19 protein-coding genes and 1 tRNA gene are annotated in these 15,612 nt (G+C 55.4%); 12 read left to right on the plus strand and 8 right to left on the minus strand.

What is annotated here, in order from left to right; translation table 11 throughout:
- Positions 1 to 65 precede the first annotated feature (65 nt).
- A complete protein-coding gene (locus tag HKD27_RS02460) occupies positions 66 to 1,229 on the plus strand; it encodes an acyltransferase (protein WP_194688588.1) in 1,164 nt (387 codons plus the stop codon).
- Here the strand turns inward: HKD27_RS02460 and pgeF are convergent.
- The 3 genes from pgeF to rfaD are packed head-to-tail and all read right to left on the minus strand — an operon-like array spanning position 1,199 to position 3,772.
- Complete coding sequence (gene pgeF / locus HKD27_RS02465) at positions 1,199 to 1,966, minus strand: peptidoglycan editing factor PgeF (protein ID WP_194688587.1); 768 nt, start codon at positions 1,964 to 1,966, stop codon at positions 1,199 to 1,201. The genes HKD27_RS02460 and pgeF overlap by 31 nt on opposite strands.
- Positions 1,959 to 2,765 carry a prolipoprotein diacylglyceryl transferase gene (gene lgt, locus HKD27_RS02470; protein WP_370544223.1) on the minus strand — a complete coding sequence of 269 codons (807 nt, stop codon included), beginning with the start codon at positions 2,763 to 2,765 and terminating at the stop codon, positions 1,959 to 1,961. Before lgt ends, pgeF begins: the two co-directional genes overlap by 8 nt.
- A gap of 26 nt (positions 2,766 to 2,791) precedes the next feature.
- Positions 2,792 to 3,772: an ADP-glyceromanno-heptose 6-epimerase gene (gene rfaD, locus HKD27_RS02475; RefSeq protein WP_194688585.1), complete on the minus strand. Its 981-nt coding sequence runs from the start codon at positions 3,770 to 3,772 to the stop codon at positions 2,792 to 2,794.
- Positions 3,773 to 3,853: 81 nt separating this feature from the next.
- On the opposite strand from rfaD, the gene HKD27_RS02480 reads away from it, so the two are divergent.
- The 5 genes from HKD27_RS02480 (at position 3,854) to HKD27_RS02500 (ending at position 6,570) form a co-directional block, all read left to right on the plus strand.
- Positions 3,854 to 4,144 (plus strand): accessory factor UbiK family protein, encoded by a 291-nt coding sequence (locus HKD27_RS02480; protein ID WP_011252692.1) that lies wholly within the window; start codon positions 3,854 to 3,856, stop codon positions 4,142 to 4,144.
- Positions 4,145 to 4,322: 178 nt separating this feature from the next.
- Positions 4,323 to 4,829 (plus strand): YbjN domain-containing protein, encoded by a 507-nt coding sequence (locus HKD27_RS02485; RefSeq protein ID WP_011252691.1) that lies wholly within the window; start codon positions 4,323 to 4,325, stop codon positions 4,827 to 4,829.
- Positions 4,830 to 4,831: 2 nt separating this feature from the next.
- Complete coding sequence (proC, locus tag HKD27_RS02490; protein WP_024717177.1) at positions 4,832 to 5,653, plus strand: pyrroline-5-carboxylate reductase; 822 nt, start codon at positions 4,832 to 4,834, stop codon at positions 5,651 to 5,653.
- A gap of 81 nt (positions 5,654 to 5,734) precedes the next feature.
- The gene (locus HKD27_RS02495; protein ID WP_041111573.1) at positions 5,735 to 6,424 is read left to right on the plus strand and encodes a TetR family transcriptional regulator; all 690 of its coding nucleotides are present in this window, start codon (positions 5,735 to 5,737) and stop codon (positions 6,422 to 6,424) included.
- 71 nt (positions 6,425 to 6,495) lie between these two features.
- A tRNA-Gln gene (locus HKD27_RS02500) sits at positions 6,496 to 6,570 on the plus strand.
- Positions 6,571 to 6,872: 302 nt separating this feature from the next.
- Here HKD27_RS02500 and HKD27_RS02505 read toward each other — a convergent pair.
- Together HKD27_RS02505 and HKD27_RS02510 are read right to left on the minus strand one after the other, a co-directional pair.
- Positions 6,873 to 7,076 carry a hypothetical protein gene (locus tag HKD27_RS02505; RefSeq protein ID WP_194688584.1) on the minus strand — a complete coding sequence of 68 codons (204 nt, stop codon included), beginning with the start codon at positions 7,074 to 7,076 and terminating at the stop codon, positions 6,873 to 6,875.
- A 238-nt stretch (positions 7,077 to 7,314) separates the two neighbouring features.
- A complete protein-coding gene (locus HKD27_RS02510) occupies positions 7,315 to 7,875 on the minus strand; it encodes a recombinase family protein (protein ID WP_194688583.1) in 561 nt (186 codons plus the stop codon).
- A gap of 211 nt (positions 7,876 to 8,086) precedes the next feature.
- Here HKD27_RS02510 and HKD27_RS02515 point away from each other — a divergent pair, with 211 nt between their 5' ends.
- On the plus strand, positions 8,087 to 9,121 hold the full coding sequence (locus HKD27_RS02515; protein WP_194688582.1) for a ParA family protein: 1,035 nt from the start codon (positions 8,087 to 8,089) through the stop codon (positions 9,119 to 9,121).
- Positions 9,122 to 9,133: 12 nt separating this feature from the next.
- Complete coding sequence (locus HKD27_RS02520; protein WP_194688581.1) at positions 9,134 to 9,727, plus strand: HEPN domain-containing protein; 594 nt, start codon at positions 9,134 to 9,136, stop codon at positions 9,725 to 9,727.
- 177 nt (positions 9,728 to 9,904) lie between these two features.
- Here the strand turns inward: HKD27_RS02520 and HKD27_RS02525 are convergent, their stop codons facing one another.
- Entirely contained in the window at positions 9,905 to 10,465 is a 561-nt protein-coding gene (locus HKD27_RS02525) for a recombinase family protein (protein ID WP_194688580.1), read from the minus strand.
- A 301-nt stretch (positions 10,466 to 10,766) separates the two neighbouring features.
- On the opposite strand from HKD27_RS02525, the gene HKD27_RS02530 reads away from it, so the two are divergent.
- From HKD27_RS02530 to HKD27_RS02540, 3 genes are read left to right on the plus strand one after another with little or no spacing between them, the layout of a single operon-like run.
- A complete protein-coding gene (locus HKD27_RS02530; protein ID WP_194688579.1) occupies positions 10,767 to 11,171 on the plus strand; it encodes a hypothetical protein in 405 nt (134 codons plus the stop codon).
- Between the two features lie 51 nt (positions 11,172 to 11,222).
- Positions 11,223 to 11,609 (plus strand): hypothetical protein, encoded by a 387-nt coding sequence (locus HKD27_RS02535; RefSeq protein WP_008851633.1) that lies wholly within the window; start codon positions 11,223 to 11,225, stop codon positions 11,607 to 11,609.
- Between the two features lie 2 nt (positions 11,610 to 11,611).
- A complete protein-coding gene (locus tag HKD27_RS02540; protein ID WP_194688578.1) occupies positions 11,612 to 12,484 on the plus strand; it encodes a hypothetical protein in 873 nt (290 codons plus the stop codon).
- Here the strand turns inward: HKD27_RS02540 and HKD27_RS02545 are convergent.
- Both HKD27_RS02545 and HKD27_RS02550 read right to left on the minus strand, forming a co-directional pair.
- Positions 12,481 to 14,259: a relaxase/mobilization nuclease domain-containing protein gene (locus HKD27_RS02545; protein WP_194688577.1), complete on the minus strand. Its 1,779-nt coding sequence runs from the start codon at positions 14,257 to 14,259 to the stop codon at positions 12,481 to 12,483. The genes HKD27_RS02540 and HKD27_RS02545 overlap by 4 nt on opposite strands.
- The gene (locus HKD27_RS02550) at positions 14,256 to 14,558 is read right to left on the minus strand and encodes a MobC family plasmid mobilization relaxosome protein (protein ID WP_194688576.1); all 303 of its coding nucleotides are present in this window, start codon (positions 14,556 to 14,558) and stop codon (positions 14,256 to 14,258) included. The genes HKD27_RS02545 and HKD27_RS02550 overlap by 4 nt, the downstream gene beginning before the upstream one ends.
- A gap of 225 nt (positions 14,559 to 14,783) precedes the next feature.
- Here HKD27_RS02550 and HKD27_RS02555 point away from each other — a divergent pair, with 225 nt between their 5' ends.
- Positions 14,784 to 15,374 (plus strand): hypothetical protein, encoded by a 591-nt coding sequence (locus HKD27_RS02555; RefSeq protein ID WP_231748089.1) that lies wholly within the window; start codon positions 14,784 to 14,786, stop codon positions 15,372 to 15,374.
- The last annotated feature ends 238 nt before the right edge of the window (positions 15,375 to 15,612 follow it).

Here is a 15,612-nt window from a genome sequence, read left to right on the forward strand (position 1 = left end):
CCGAACGGAATCATGCCTGACTTCCATTACAGAAGCGTTCCGCTTTTGCAGGATGGGATTTCAGGGTGCAGACAACAACAGACGCGCAGCGCAATCCGGGGATCGACCTGCTCAGAGGATTATCCATTATCCTCGTCGTCATCCATCACCTCGCCCTGCGCATCCCCCTGATGCACACCGGCCTTTCCGCCGTTTTGCCCGCCATGCTGCTGAAAGCGCTGAACTGGGATGGCGGCAAGGGCGTAAAGATCTTCTTCGTCATTTCAGGCTTCCTGATCACCGATCACACAATACGACGATGGGGCAGTCTGGGCGGCATCAACGCCATCGACTTCTCAATGCGCCGGGCCTGCCGCATTCTGCCATGCCTGCTGGTCCTGCTCGGGATTTTGGCCGCTCTCAACCTCGCAGGCGCGCCTGATTTCCTTTTCCATCACGAAAACCAGACCCTGCCCGGCGCCATCTTCGCAGCGCTGTTCATGCATCTGAACCTCTACGAAGCCCGGACGAACTATCTTCCCCCCAACTGGGACGTACTATGGTCCCTCTCGGTCGAGGAACTGTTCTATGCAGCCTTCCCGATCCTCTGCCTGCTGGGTGGACGCATTCCCCAACTGCCCGGCCTCGTTTTCGCGCTCCTCGCCCTATCCAGCCCTTTCGCGGAATGGCAGATCCGGAACGCATCGGACATCTGGCAGGATGAAGCCTACGGGCCAGGCATTTCCGCCATCGCCATGGGCGTCTGTGCAGCCCTTCTGGCGCACCGGATAAGCTCGTCCCTTTTTGCAAGACTCACGCCCTGGCTCGGCTGGGCCGGAAGTCTCGGCGTCGGTCTCTATCTGATCGACGGCCATATCGTATGGCTGACCCTCGGCTACACAACACCGCTGTTCTTCACAGCCTCATGCGCCGCCCTGCTCCTCGCTTTCTACAACGGATGGGGCAAGGCGACCGGAAGCCGGTTTCTGGCATGGCCCCGCCAGTGGGGCCGGCTGAGCTATGAAATCTATCTCAGCCACATGTTCGTCGTCATACCGATGGTCCATCTGTTCAGAGCCACCGGAGAAAACGGGACGCTCGGCTGGATCTGGTTCATCCCAACCCTCGGCCTGTCCTTCTGCCTCGGTGCCCTCGTGGACCGCTTTCTCTCACGCCCCGCCGATCGCTGGCTGCTCGAAAAATCCGGCCTGCGCCGTCCTCAGCCCAGCGGACGGATCGCCGAGATCTGATGCCCGATATGCCCACCACCCGCGAGTGTCCGCCGACGATGGCTGAAAAACCGCTGGTCCGTCAGCGTATCCACACCAAGGATCTGCACGGTCCGGACGCCGGCCTGTTCCAGACGGAAGCCGCAATAGCCCGGCAGATCGAACAGAAAATGTCCCTCGCGCGGCGCTGAACGGAAGAAGTTCTCACCCGCTGCATCCTTGGCGAGAACCGCATCCCGCATATCCGGGCCGACTTCGTAGCTCTCAGGTGAAATGCACGGCCCGACAACGGCACTGATTCCTGTGGCACCCAGCGCCACCATCTGCGCGACCACGGATTCCAGAATCCCGCCCACAGCCCCGCGCCAGCCCGCATGAGCCGCCCCGACAATCCGCCCGTCATCGGAAGACAGCAGCACAGGCCCGCAATCCGCCGTAATGACGCCCACGCCGATCTCCGGACGATCCGTCACCAGCGCATCCCCTGCCTGCCCGGTCCCGGCCACCCAGAGCGGCGTTTCAGCCGTCACGGGCACGGTGATATCACTATGCGTCTGCTTCAGACCTAGCAGATGGTCCGGCGCAACCCCGATCGCCCGCGCGACCCGGGACCGGTTCTCCGCCACATTCGCCGGATCATCCTGCGAGGACAGCGAACAGTTCAGACTGTCATACGGTGCTGGCGAAACGCCCCCGAGCCGGGTGAAGAACCCATGCGGAACCTTGAGAACCGATCCTGTCAGCACAGACTCAGACATGCGCCGACACCTGAGCCGGGCGGCGCATCGCGTAAACCATCAGCCCGATCCCCGCGAGCGCCATGGGAATGCACAGCAACTGCCCCATCGTCGTCCCACCGGACAGGAAGCCGATATTCGCATCCGGCTGCCGGAAGAACTCGCAGAAACTCCGGGCACAGGCATAACCGAACAGGAACAGACCCGACAGGAACCCGAACCGCTCACGAACCTGCGGACGACTGGCGGCAAACAGCATCACGCACAGAAGCAGGACACCCTCGGTCAGGGCCTCGTAAAGCTCGGACGGATGCCGCGGAATCGGCCCACCCGTCGGAAAAATCATCGCCCAGGGCAGATCCGGAGACGCCGGACGCCCCCACAGCTCCCCGTTCACGAAATTCGCACAGCGCCCGAGCCCGAGCCCGATCGGCACCACCGGCACGATCCGGTCCGCAAAAGCCAGAAAACTCAGACGGTTCTTCCAGCTAAAATAGGCCAGCGCCAGAATGACGCCCAGCGCCCCGCCATGGAACGACATCCCGCCGTCCCAGGTCTTGAAGATCTCGAGCGGGTGCGACAGGTAATCCATCGGCCGGTAGAACAGCACATAGCCCAGCCGTCCCCCCAGAAGCACGCCAAGGATGGCGTAGAACAGGAAGTCATCCACCTGCTCGTTCGTCGCCACTTCCGGCGCCAGACGGTTCAGCCGCCGCGCAATCGGCAGCGCGATGATGAACGACACCATATAGGCAAGCGCATACCAGCGCACTGCCAGCGGACCGATATGGAAGGCAACCGGATCGAAATTCGGAAAGATCAGGGGATGGCTCAAGGAATCGGTTCTCAGAGATTGGGGTGAGGCTGGGAGAGATACTCGCGCACATACTGCCCGATACCGTCTTCAAGAGAGGTAAACGGCGCATCATATCCCGCAGCGCGCAGGCGGCTCATATCCGCACAGGTGAAGGACTGGTACTGCCCGCGCAGTTTGTCGGGCATGTCCACGAACTCCACATCCCGCGCCCGCTTTGCCGCATCGCAGACCGCATGCGCCAGATCGAGATAGCTCCGCGCCATGCCGGTTCCGCAGTTGAACAGCCCGCTGACACCCGGATGATCGAACAGCCACAGCATGACGTTCACCACATCCCCGACCCAGATGAAGTCCCGCTTCTGCTGCCCATCGGCAAGCCCCGGCACATCCGAGCGGAACAGCTTTGCCGCATGCCCCTGCACGACCTCGTCATACTTGACCTTCACCACAGAGATCATCGATCCCTTGTGATACTCGTTCGGCCCGTAGACATTGAAGAACTTGAGCCCGGCCCATTGCGGCGGCACCGGCGCACCGGCTTCGATTTCCCGCTTCACCCACAGGTCGAATGCCTGCTTGGACCAGCCATACAGGTTCAGCGGTCGCAGCCCGTCGATATTCTCCAGCCCGTCACGGAACATCTCCGGCCGGTCCGCAGCGCCATAGGTCGCGGCCGAGGAGGCGTAAATCATCCGCACACCCCGCGCCGCACACCAGCGCCATAGCGTCTGCGACAGGTCCACATTGCTCGACCAGACCAGATCGCCATCCCGCGCCGTGGTGGCGCTGATCGCCCCCATGTGGAACACAGCTTCGACATCCGGCTCCGACGCGAGGAAACCCTCAAGCGCGTCAGGCGTGATGATGCGATCCGGCGCATGGGACGCCAGATTCCGCCACTTCACCCCGTCCCTGAGCCGGTCAACCACAACCGTCCGCAAGCCCCGGCGACGCAGGGCTGCATGAAGGCACGAACCAATGAATCCGGCCCCGCCGGTGACGATAATCATCCTTCCTGTATAGTCTGTCCCCGATAACGATCCAAGCGACGCGCCCGACATGACACGCCGCAGAACAGCAGGAACTTCATCATGGCTGACAGACCCCGCTTTTTCGACGACCTCGCAGGCCTTGCCGGCAACGCCTTTTCCGCCGTGACAGGCGCCCGCGAAGAACTTCACGCCATCGTCCGCACCCGCGTGGACGAAATCCTCAACAGCCTCGATCTCGTCCGCCGCGACGAATTCGACGCCGTACAGGAAATGGCCACCCGCGCCCGCATGGCACAGGACGCCACCGAACAGCGTCTGGCCGAAATCGAATCGCGCCTCTCCGCTGTCGAGGAACTCGCAACCGAAGAGAAGGGCGGTCCGCAGGGCTGATCTGCAACAGTCATCAGGGCCGGTGTGACTTTTGCAACGCGTAATGCTTGCACACCGCGCAAAGGGTCCATAACGTGATTGATGTCGGGAGGGGATTTTCCTCTTCCGGCCGCAGACATCTGGAGCGCCGCACCGGCGCCAGGCCGGTGCCAGGCTCCACGGCCTTGGGAGACCCGCCATGCCTGCCCTGAGCACCTCACTCACCACGGAAACAGAATCCCATCCGCTCGACCTGATGGAACAGGTCATGGGCCTCTATGAATGGGAGTTCGAACGCCTCGGCCCGTCCGAAATGGCCGCCCAGGCCCCCGGACAGTGGTGCGACTATTCGCTGTATTTCACATGGTCCGACGAACTCTCGGCCCTGCATCTGAACTGCATCCTGGACCTGCGCTCGCCCGCCAAGCGCCGTCCGGCCGTCCATGAACTCGTTTCCCTGGCCAATAACCGCCTCTGGATCGGCCATTTCGCCGTCGATCCCGATACCGGAACCCCCTCTTACCGACATACGCTGCTGCTGCGTGGCGTGCAGACCCTTCCCGGTGAAAGCATGGAAGACCTGGTGGACATCGCCATGTCCGAATGCGAGCGGTTCTACCCCGCCTTCCAGTTCGCACTCTGGGGCGGAAAATCACCGCAGGACGCCATAGACGCCGCAATGCTCGACTGCGCAGGAGACGCCTGACCGTGCCATCCGTCCCTTCGGTTCTTCTCGCAGGGTGCGGAAAGATGGGAGGCGCGCTGCTCGACGGCTGGCTCGCCTCCCCCACACCGCCCCGGCTCGTCATTCTTGACCGACACCGAACCGGCTCGGACGACGCCATCACCGTCGTCCGTACCGCCGCCGAAATCCCCGCCGGTTTCAAGCCCGACATCATCGTTCTTGCCGTCAAGCCGGCCGCTGCCGAAATCATGATCGACGCGATCGGCAAAGCGCTTGGCCCCCGCATGAGCAACGCCGCCATTCTCTCCGTCATGGCCGGCCGCACCTGCGCCGCCCTTTCGGACGCGGCCCGGCTGGCTGGCGCGGACATCCCGGTCCTGCGCGCCATGCCCAATACGCCTTCCGCCGTGGGCGCCGGGATCAGCGGCCTCTACGCCGCACCTTCCGCCACGCCGGAGCAGAAATCCATCTGTCACGATCTGCTGTTTGCCGTCGGAGACGTCGTTCCGGTGGAGAAGGAAGCCGATCTGTCCGTCGTCACCGCCATCTCCGGCTCCGGCCCCGCCTATGTTTTCCTGCTGGCGGAGCTTCTGGAAAAAGCGGGCCAGCAGCACGGTCTGTCCCCGACCATCGCCCGCCGTCTGGCGCGTGGAACGATCTACGGCGCCGGACGCATGCTCGATGATCTGCCCGACAGCGCCGAAGACCTGCGCAAGGCCGTCACCAGCCCCAATGGCACCACAGCAGCAGCCCTGGCCGTCCTTATGAAATCCGACGCATGGCCAGAGACTGTTCCAAAAGCTATTGACGCTGCTACAAAACGGGCCGACGAACTCGCAGGCTGACGGTTTCTTTATGGGAGAGAGCTTGTCGGCAGACCGCAATGCTCCCACCATGAAACCAGAAGCTTTCGACAGGAGACCCGTATGGACGGACGGCAGGACCCCTTTGAATCCGACGACATGGCGCTGAGCGGTCCGCCGGACATGGCACAGGAAGCCTTCGACGCCGCCCTTCTCCAGTCCGCCCTGTCGCTCGCCGGAAACGAGGGATGGCACCGCTTTTCCCTCGTAGACGCCGCCCGCGAAGCCGGTCTTCCCGTCGAAACCGTCCGCAGGCGCTATCCGGTCAAGGCGCTGCTGCTGCTCCAGCTCGGGCGCCTTGCCGATGCCAGCGCCCTGCGTGACGACGGTGACGGCGGCACGCTGCGCGAATATCTCTTCGACCTGATCATGCGCCGCTTCGATATCTTCCAGGAATATCGCGAAGGCGTACGCGCCGTCCTGCAGGCCGTGCCTTACGACCCGGCTCTGGCGGCTTTTCTGGCTGGCACCACCCTTGATTCCATGAAATGGCTGGCAGAAGCCGCAGGGATCGACTGCACGGGCTTTGGCGGCGTGATGCGCATCAATGCCCTGGCCGCAGTGTGGGCCCATGCCATGCGGGCCTGGGAAAAGGACGAAAGCCCCGACCTCGCGGCCACCATGGCGGCCCTCGATACCGCCCTGGACCGCGCCGAGCGCTACGGCATTCTCAAGCCGTCCGCCCGACGCAAAATGGACGAGGCCCTGAACAATACCGGCCTGCCCGATCACGATCTTGAACTGGAATCCTGACTTCGCACTTTACGAGAGCAGCCGGTTCAGATTAGAAGGCCGGGAGCATGCGCTCTGAAGGGCGCATCATTTGGGGTGTAGCCAAGCGGTAAGGCAGCGGATTTTGATTCCGCCATGCGGAGGTTCGAATCCTCCCACCCCAGCCAAGCACCTATAAATCAATGGAATCAAACACTTATGGACCCAGAGAAAAGCAGCTTTGGGGACAGCAGTGGAGGCAGTCTAAGCCATTTTCAGGGATTCTGTGAGCCCCTGAAATCAGCTTCTGACCAAGATTCTTCGAAACACCCCCAACCTTAAAAGATAAAAAATATTTTATAGCGCCTGTAGCTATGGCGGAAGCGTTCTCCGCTTCTGAAGACGCAGATAGGAAATCCAAAAGACACAAAAAAAGCAGCCACCCGTGCTTCACGAATGGCTGCTTTTCTAATTGTTATTGAAAATCCGCTTATCTACCTTTTAGATATTCGCTCAGCGAAGATTTTCCTTCCTTAGCAAGCAGGTATTCCAACGTATCCGTTCCTTTATAACCAGGAGCAAAACTCGGACCATAAGTCTCACGAAGAGTCTCAATTAGGGTATTACCATTCTTCCGGCGGATTTCACCATTTTCATCACGGTGACGACCGTCCAGTCCAGGCTGCTTTGTCATGTCGTTACAATCCTAAATAGCACCAGCCTTTTCATCCTCAATCTAGAGAAGGCCAGCCAACAGCTAACGCGCTCATTGACGCAGGTGCCTTCCATCAAAGACAAGCACCAACAATCCAGAAGTCACGCCAACCTCGTCTACCCCTCAGTCATATGAGCGAGCACAAGGCAATTTAACATTGGTTCGCTTCCAATGGGTTTCAATATATTTTTTTGCAATTGACTACGAAACCGCACAATTATTCGACTACGCTGACTATACGTTGAATTGTTCTTAGTCCGACCCCATATTCTTTTGCCAAGGCAGACCCTGTTTCTCCCCCATAACGTCGTTTGATGGCGTCCTGCGCTTGGGAGGAGAGTTTTTGCTTCCTCCCCATCCTGACACCATTGGCCATGGCTCTTTTTCTGCCGGATTGGGTGCGGTCGATAATCAGAGCACGCTCGAACTCGGCAAAGGAGGCGAGGAGGTTCATGGTAAGGCTTCCCATCATGTCATCCCTGATGGTCCCCACTCCTTCAATGGTGATGGCAATGCCCTGACCTCTCAGGTTCTGGATGACTGTCAGGATATCGAGGGTAGACCTTCCAAGTCGGTCGAGCTTCATCACGACCAGCTCATCCCCGGCCTGAATCTTTTTCAGAAGCTTCCCGAATTGAGGTCTGTCATCCGACCTGATGACACCTGAAATCTTTTCCTTGAAGATATTCGCTTTTGGAACGCCAAGAGCCAGCAGGGCGTCTTCCTGTTCCTTCAAATCCTGTCCTACTGTGGACACTCTGCAATAACCGTATTTCATATAATTCCCCTTATAATTTTGGCGGGGATTTATGGCGGCTATTTTCTGGCTGTTTTCTGCGGTTCGATGATACCGCCATAAATCTCAATCTATGGCGGTATTATAGTATTTAATGAAAAAATATTTTTAGTGTTGTTGTTATTGATTTAATTTTAAAAACCCTTAAAATAAAAATATATTTTAAATCAATCCAGAGTGAAGAGATGAAGATATGACAGCATATGCATTTTGGAATAATAAAGGTGGCGTGGGAAAAAGCTTTCTCGCATTTATCGCATCTACAGAATATGCGCATCTGCATCCAGAGACGGATGTTTACGTTATAGATTTGTGTCCTCAAGGTAACTTATCAGAAACGCTTCTGGGAGGCTTTGATCCCGATGCGAAAGCTCTGCTAGCACTTACCGATGCTAAACCAAGATGCACGGTTGCGGGGTATCTTGAAGAGCGTCTCAATAGCCCTTTTAAGATGATTGATGATATAGGCCCTTACCTTTCTCATCCTTGCAAATATAATTCAAAAATACCTGAGAATTTATGGCTTGTTTGCGGAGATAACTTGCTTGAAATTCTTTCTGAAGCAATCCGTCAAACTTCTCAATTAGCCGTGCCTTTTGACGCTTGGGGCAAAGTCGTCAGTTGGATTTCTGATCTGTGCAAGGCTTTGAAAAAGAGGAGTGGCCAGCGTGAGACAATGTTTGCAATAGACTGCAATCCAAGCTTCGCCGTCTATACTCAGCTTGGCTTGGCTGCTGCGGAAAGTGTTATCGTTCCTTTTACGGCTGATGATAGTTCAAGGCGTGGAATTGAAAACGTTATCGCGTTACTTTACGGAGTAGGGGATAAGCATACAGAAACATATGCAAAAATTAGCTTTGCCAAAAAAGCACTTGAGGAAGGTATTCAGCAACCTAAGCTTCATACATTTGTTTCAAATCGTGTTACTTTGTGGGATGGGCAGCCCAGTAAAGCATTTCGTGTAGTAAGCGATAGAATTAAGGAGACTGTTGACCGTATTCATAGAAAGCATAGAAGTTTTTATGCTATGCCAAAAGAAAGTCCTAGTTCTGCATTTGTGCAGATCCCAGATTATCATGGCGCATGCGTATATTGTGCGGCTACCGGAACGCCAATTTTCAGTCTAAAACCAGGACCAAAAAGTTTTGATGGCGAAAGAGTACAATTAAATAAAGAACCTCTTGATAGATATAAGAGTGCTCTTGGAACATTTGTTGAGAGACTCTAAATGTGCAGAAGTGTGTCATGGGAACGATTTGGAAAATCTGTAAAATCTGCGCAAAATTTGAGGAAAATAGCTAAAGATGTACGGTTAAAACCTTTTCCTCATGAACAAAAGACATACTTTTTACATGCGGCTCTTGCATCTTACGTCGCTGGGTGGGACGCTTATCTCAATTTAGTAATAAAAGAATTTGTGCAAAAAACATCAAATACAACAAACATCGAATTTTCTTTTTTGCATACAATTCTCTCTCCTATTGTAGATGAGAAATTAAAGAAATTTAATACACCTAATTGGGAAAACTCACGCGAGCTTTTGATGGCATGTACCGGCTATGATCCGATATCCGATTGGCCTTGGCGTAAGGCACAATTCAATAGGCAGCAATCTCAAGAATTTCTTAACCAAATATTAAAGGTCCGGCATAGTTTTGCCCATGGCTTCTCGATGCCAACATATGCTTGGACTCAAACGCCATCTGGGAGAATTCAATTAAATGATAAATCTCTTCGCAAAATAGAACGGTTTTTCAGTCATTTAGTACTTGAAACTGATATTGGGTTAGCGCGTTATACAAAACAAAACCTTTCAAACCGGACGCTATGGTGAAAAAATATAAATATAACTACAGTATTAAGTGAATTAAATTCCATGATATAATTTTGAGGAAGGTATTTTGAGATTTTAAACTACCTGTCCCAAAAACACCTGATTTGGGAATAGGGTGATTTTGCATGGCTGTGAGTCCGGTTCTGCAATTCTGGGACAGGGATTGCGGGACGGATTTCAGGAGTTCATCGCCCGCCAGGCTGTCATCTTGGAGACGTGAAGGAGTTTCGCGACTTCTCTGGCAGACAGACCCTGAGATTTGAGACGACGCGCCTGAGCGATGTCCTCTTCTGTCAGGGTCGGCTTTCTCCCAAGGCGGATGCCTTTCGCCTTGGCGGTCTCCAGCCCTGAGAGCACACGCTCGCGGATGATGTTGCGTTCGAACTCCGCAAACCCCGCCAGAAGCAGGAGAAACAGCTTGCCTCCAGCGCCTGCGGTATCAATCCCCAGATTGAGAATCCTGACAGAAATCTCCCGCTTTTTCAGGACGTCAATCAGTGTCAGCACATCGAGGGCATTACGCCCCAGACGGTCGAGCTTTACCACCGTCAGCGTGTCCCCGGCCTGAAGCCGTCTGACCAGTCTCTTCAGGGCTGGACGTGATTTCCACGCTGTCGCCCCTGACACTGTTTCCGTCACAATCTGCGTTTCCGGCACGCCCTCCCGCAGAAGGTCCGTGACCTGATTGTCCGTCTGCTGTCGTGACGTGCTTACGCGTGCATAGCCATATTTTCCCATAATCCCTGTCCTGTTGTTCCGGGACACCTTTGTGGGACCCTTTCAGGCCCTTCCGGTCTCCTCCCTGAATCATAACAAAATCAGGTGTTTACGGGATAAAGAGGGAGCATGTTCTGTTGTGTCAGAGAAATCGTCACGGCTTTTTCAGGCGCTGGAATGTCTGTTTTTCCCCAGTTCTGCGGGGTTCTAAAGACATTCCGATGCAGGAAAGATTTCTGGCTCACTATTCAGGCCCAACGGAATCGTACGCGCCTCAAGGCGATGCGCGAGAAATGAATGTAGCGGCATCAAGGACCCCGGTATGACCATAGACGCAGGCAGCGTTACCGAAAACACACTGGTTTCAGGCAAGGATGGTGGTCGCCAGATGACCAACCTCGTCTATGTCCTCTACCTCGTTGGCTTCGTTCTATTCCCAGTGGCTGTGGTCGGAGTCGTGTTGGCCTATACGGGCAGGGACCAGGCCACTGCTCCCTACAGCTCTCACCTTCAGTATCAGGTCAGCCTGTTCATGAAGGGGCTGATATTTCAGGCCGCCATTATGGTGCTCTACCTTCTGACATCCGCCCTGACTGCTGTCAGCTTCGGCCTTGGCGCGGTCACCTACATCCTGCCGATAGGCATCGGAATCTGGTGGTTCGTCTGGACTCTCATTCGCATCATCCGGGGCATGCAGGCTCTGGGACGTGGCGTCGGCATCAACTGACAGACCCTTTTTTGCTCTGCCTTTCCATCAAAAAGGAAAACCATCTTGAAGATGATGAAAACAGCGACTCTGGCTGTAATACTGGGCTGTCTGAGTGCCTGCTCCTCAGCGGGCAATGCCTCCCTGAAGAGTGTGACGGCAGCGGATGTCGACCGCTCCATTCGTGATGGTGTCACAACCTCGTCCCAGCTCCGGCAGCTCTATGGTGAGCCGTCCGAAATCGCCAACGAGAACGGCAATGAGGTCTGGACCTACGAATACAGTTCCGACCAGGCAGATGGGCTTTCCGTTGCCCAGCAGGCGGTTGGCCTCGGTTTTCTGGGAACGAGAACGACCTCCAATACGCATGTTCTCAAGGTCACGCTCCACCGGGATATCGTTCTCCATCACAGCTTCATCACCAGCCATGTTGGTGGCGGTAGCGGACTGAGGCAGTAATCATGAGCAGGTCTTTCCTTCCGGCTTTCGCTTTCGTGCTGGCTGCCAGTACAGTTCCGCTCTCCGGTCATGCCCAGAGCCTGACCCAGTGTCTGCTGGCTCATAATCAGGGACTCATCACACCGGCCTGTGCCCATCTTCTGGGATTGTCCGTGCAACCTTCCCAGCCGCAGACGCCTCCCGACAATGGCGGAGTGCATCTCAGGCAGACCGTAACCTATCAGCCCCTCGATAACGTGTTCGGGCAGGACAGCATTCTTGGCCTTAAGCTCGGCATGACACAGGCCGACGCCACCAGCACCCTGACGTCCTACTGTGGCAAAGCTCCTCAGGTGACGAACACCTATCTGTCCACGACCTATAAAGGGGTCGGGGTCAACACGCAGTATTTCCCCAGTACCCTGACCTGTCAGAAGGGACAGGACAGCCTGACTGTGCGCCTGTCCATTCCTGTCATGGGGGCGGTGGTTACGAAGATTGAACGCTCTGCGTCCTTCCCGATGGAAGCCTCCCCGCATTACGCAGACCTACAGGCGGATATCGCGTCCAAATACGGTCTGCACCTTCAGCCCATGACCCGCTATGGCACACCATCCGGTACGGCTTATGCCGGACCGGATGGAAAGGTCGTGACGACCCAGACCGGGACGAGTGCGGAAGCGAATGAGCCACTGACCTACAGCACGCCCCATGAGATGGCCTATCTCTCTGTCTCGGTCAGTCCGGTCGGTGAAAACCTCTCCAATGTCTCCAGCCTGCGTCTCACACTCGAAGACCTGCGGGCTGAAGAGGTCATGTATGCCGAACTGTTCAAGCAGATGAATGGCTCTGTCGATGCCAAACTCTCCGGCAGTACGGTCAAGGCGGCTCTTTAAAGCGAGAAGGTCTGAACGGGAGAACGCTTTTGCCGGGGCTGGTCAGGAAATTGAATTTTCATGACTGGCTGGGCGTGTCTCTCGTTCTCCTTCAGTGCTGCCAGACGCTTCAGAGCCTCCTCCGGGTTGGTTCTCGCCAAGAGCAGCAGTTCCACATCTTTTGTGGCTTTCAGATAAGCCACAAGTCTCTCCATCCCGGCTTTCGCTGTCAGGTACCTGCGAACCTCGGGGGTTTTCTGCCATGCCCTGTGCTGACGCTCCCGACCTGACGCGACACGTTCCGCCATCCAGTTCACGGCATAGGCAAAATTGTCCTCGTCCAGCAGGTCGAGCTTGCCGACCTCGTGACGGTCATAGCCATAGCGATGCAGCAGAGCCTCGAAGGTGTCTCTGGCTTTCTGGATGTCGGATGTATTCCACAGGTTCCAGATGCTCGCTTTTTCTTTGGCCTGTTTCCACGCCTGACGGGCGGGGTCCAGTCTTTGTTCCTGCGTTTTGCGAAGAACAGAAGCGTCCCGGCTTTTCAGGTCGGGATAGGGTTCAGGAGGGAGGGTCTGCCACTGGCTTTGAAAGCTGGTGAGGATTTCGGTCAGCAGGGCCGCAAAGCGTTTCTGGTCGTGCAGTAACTCCCGGAGCTGGCCATCTCTTTCCGCTTCCTGAGCATTGAAGTCTATCACCGACTGGATTTCCGCGTGTGACATCCCCTCCGTAATTGTCGAGCGGGAAGCGTGCAGAAGGGGAGCAATCGGTCCCAGCCAGTGAGGCTTTTGAGACAGAGGGTTCGGAGAGCGGGAGGGGATGGAGGACCCGGAAGACGAACCAGTCTTTCCCTGTGTGTCGGACCTGCTATCGGAATCCTCAGCTCTGTCGCTATGGGGGTCAACGGGGGTTTCCCCCTTGCCAGTTGGCTCTCGTGTGTCACGAGGGCCAGGGCTGGCTATCCCTTTTTGTCTCATGGCCTCCGGGTCTGTTCTGAGTTGCTGAAGCTCGGCTTTCTTCAGGCCCAGAAGACGGGAGAGCGAGCCCACAAAGACCCCGTTCTCGTCCTTCAGAATCAGGACATCCGGTTTCTTCTGTCCGGCTTCCAGAATCCAGCCACGGTCTGCCATGGCATGTTCAAACACCTGCCAGCTCTCGCAACGGGAGAACATTTCCCGGACCTCGTATTTGATGTCGAACGGACTAGCTCCGTGACGCTGCGATTGTCTGGACTGTGGGTCTGAGAGACAGGAGTTCGGGAGCGGTCCTTCGCACAGACCCTTCAGACGGTCCCGGTATTCCTCGGGAACAGCGTGATACACGGAGACGTTGTGACGTCCCTTCGTCAGTTCAAGACCGTGTTTCAGCTCGAACAGACGGGCGACTTTCTCCTGTCTCTCATAACGATGCGAGACATCCAGCACTTTCCCGGTCTCGGCATTCGTGGTGCGGACCAGAAACTGACAATGGCGATTGTCTGCTTTACCATCGTGACGGGTTTTGGTGTGGATGACCGCAAGGCAGACATCCGAGGCCTGAAACCCGAACTCTCTGGCGAGCATGGTGATGCAGTCAGCAAACTGTTCGTCGGTCAGCTTCTCTTTTGAAGAGACCTGGAAGTGCTGAACGGCATTCACACGATGAAAGGCGGCTGCATCAGCGATACAGTCATCGACATCCTGACGTCTGCCTTTCCACAACAGGATGTGCTCGTTCTCGTCTGTCTTCTCCACAAGATGATGGAAAATGGCTCCTGACCCGGAGGAGGTTCTGATGGGGTTGCTCTTGAGTATCATCGTACCCGCCTCAGAACCCTGTTGATGCGGGCTTTTAGTGTGTCGATGTCAGCAGGCAGGGCAGCGATATCGACCTGCTCCCCTGTATTCAGCCTGCGAGCAATTTGATTCAGGTTGTTGCCTATCGCTGACAGCTCACGACGTAACGCCAGAAGCTCTTCAGCAATCGAAGTCCCTCCTGCCAGTTCGTTCAGCAGGACTTTCCTGCACCAGACAGACAGTCTGCGTGTTCCTGCTGTGGTTTTCAGTCTCTCCCGTTCTTCCGGTGTCACCCGGATATGCAATGTCTCCGTTTTCATGATGCCCCTCGCGCGCGTGATTCATCATAGCTCTGGGAGATGCAGGGGAGAGTGTCCAAGGTATGGTATTCAGAGATGATTTCGGAGTGATGCAGAAGTACTTGTATATATAGATTCATCAAAAAGCATTTTATTTTCGAAATATCAAAATAAATACTTGACATCGAAGCCTGTATGGGCTATACGTCTCCTTGCCCCACAAACGGAGGCGAAAGATAAAGGAATATGTCCAACCTATATAATATAATGAAGCAGTTCGAACTTGCGGAAATGAACGCAGCCGAGAGAGTTAAATCCCTTGGAACATCAAGCCATATAGGCAATGCTCCCCTGTCAGTGGCAGAGGTCGAGCGTATTGTTTCCATCATCAGGACAGACCTGAAGGGACAAGAGTTCACAACAGCAAAACGTGCGAATGCGTATGCTGAAACTCTTAGAAAATCTGCATATTTGAGAGATGTGAAGCCTGACCATATGCTGAACTTCTTTCTGGATTCACGCATTCCAGCGAGTGAAGTCAGTGCTTTGGGATGGGAGCAGGAAGATATCAGGGCGGAGCAAAAAGGCTTCGGAAACGCGCTCTTTGTTGCGTTGGGATTACTGGTTTTCCGGGACTGGGAACGATATCATGGACATAGCTGGGATTGTGAAACCCAGTATGTGCAGTGGTTTATCCGGTTTGCTCCGGATGAGTTCAATGCAGGGGCATCCATTGCTCTCCATGCCCATTTCGACCTCGGTTTTTCTCTTCTGGCAGAGATGAAGGGGAAAAAGCCTCTGCCCTGGTCCTATGAAGGACAGGGAGGTCAGCCATGAATAGATGTGCAATCGTCATGGAAGAACTTCGAGGGCTAAGGCGAGGCTATGAGAATGCCAAAACGCTATGCGACAAGCGGTCCCGACGTTTCCAGGAACTGGGTCGTGAAAAAGACGCCCTCGAGTTACTGGACCAAAAATGGGACTTTGAGATTCGTATCGAATATCTGAACGATATAATGACGGACCTTCTCAAACGGTGGGACCTGTAAAAAGCTAACGACGTTGCTGCATGTCT

Origin of the sequence: Gluconobacter sp. R75690 (assembly GCF_015244525.1) — a bacterium.
Lineage (GTDB): Bacteria > Pseudomonadota > Alphaproteobacteria > Acetobacterales > Acetobacteraceae > Gluconobacter > Gluconobacter potus.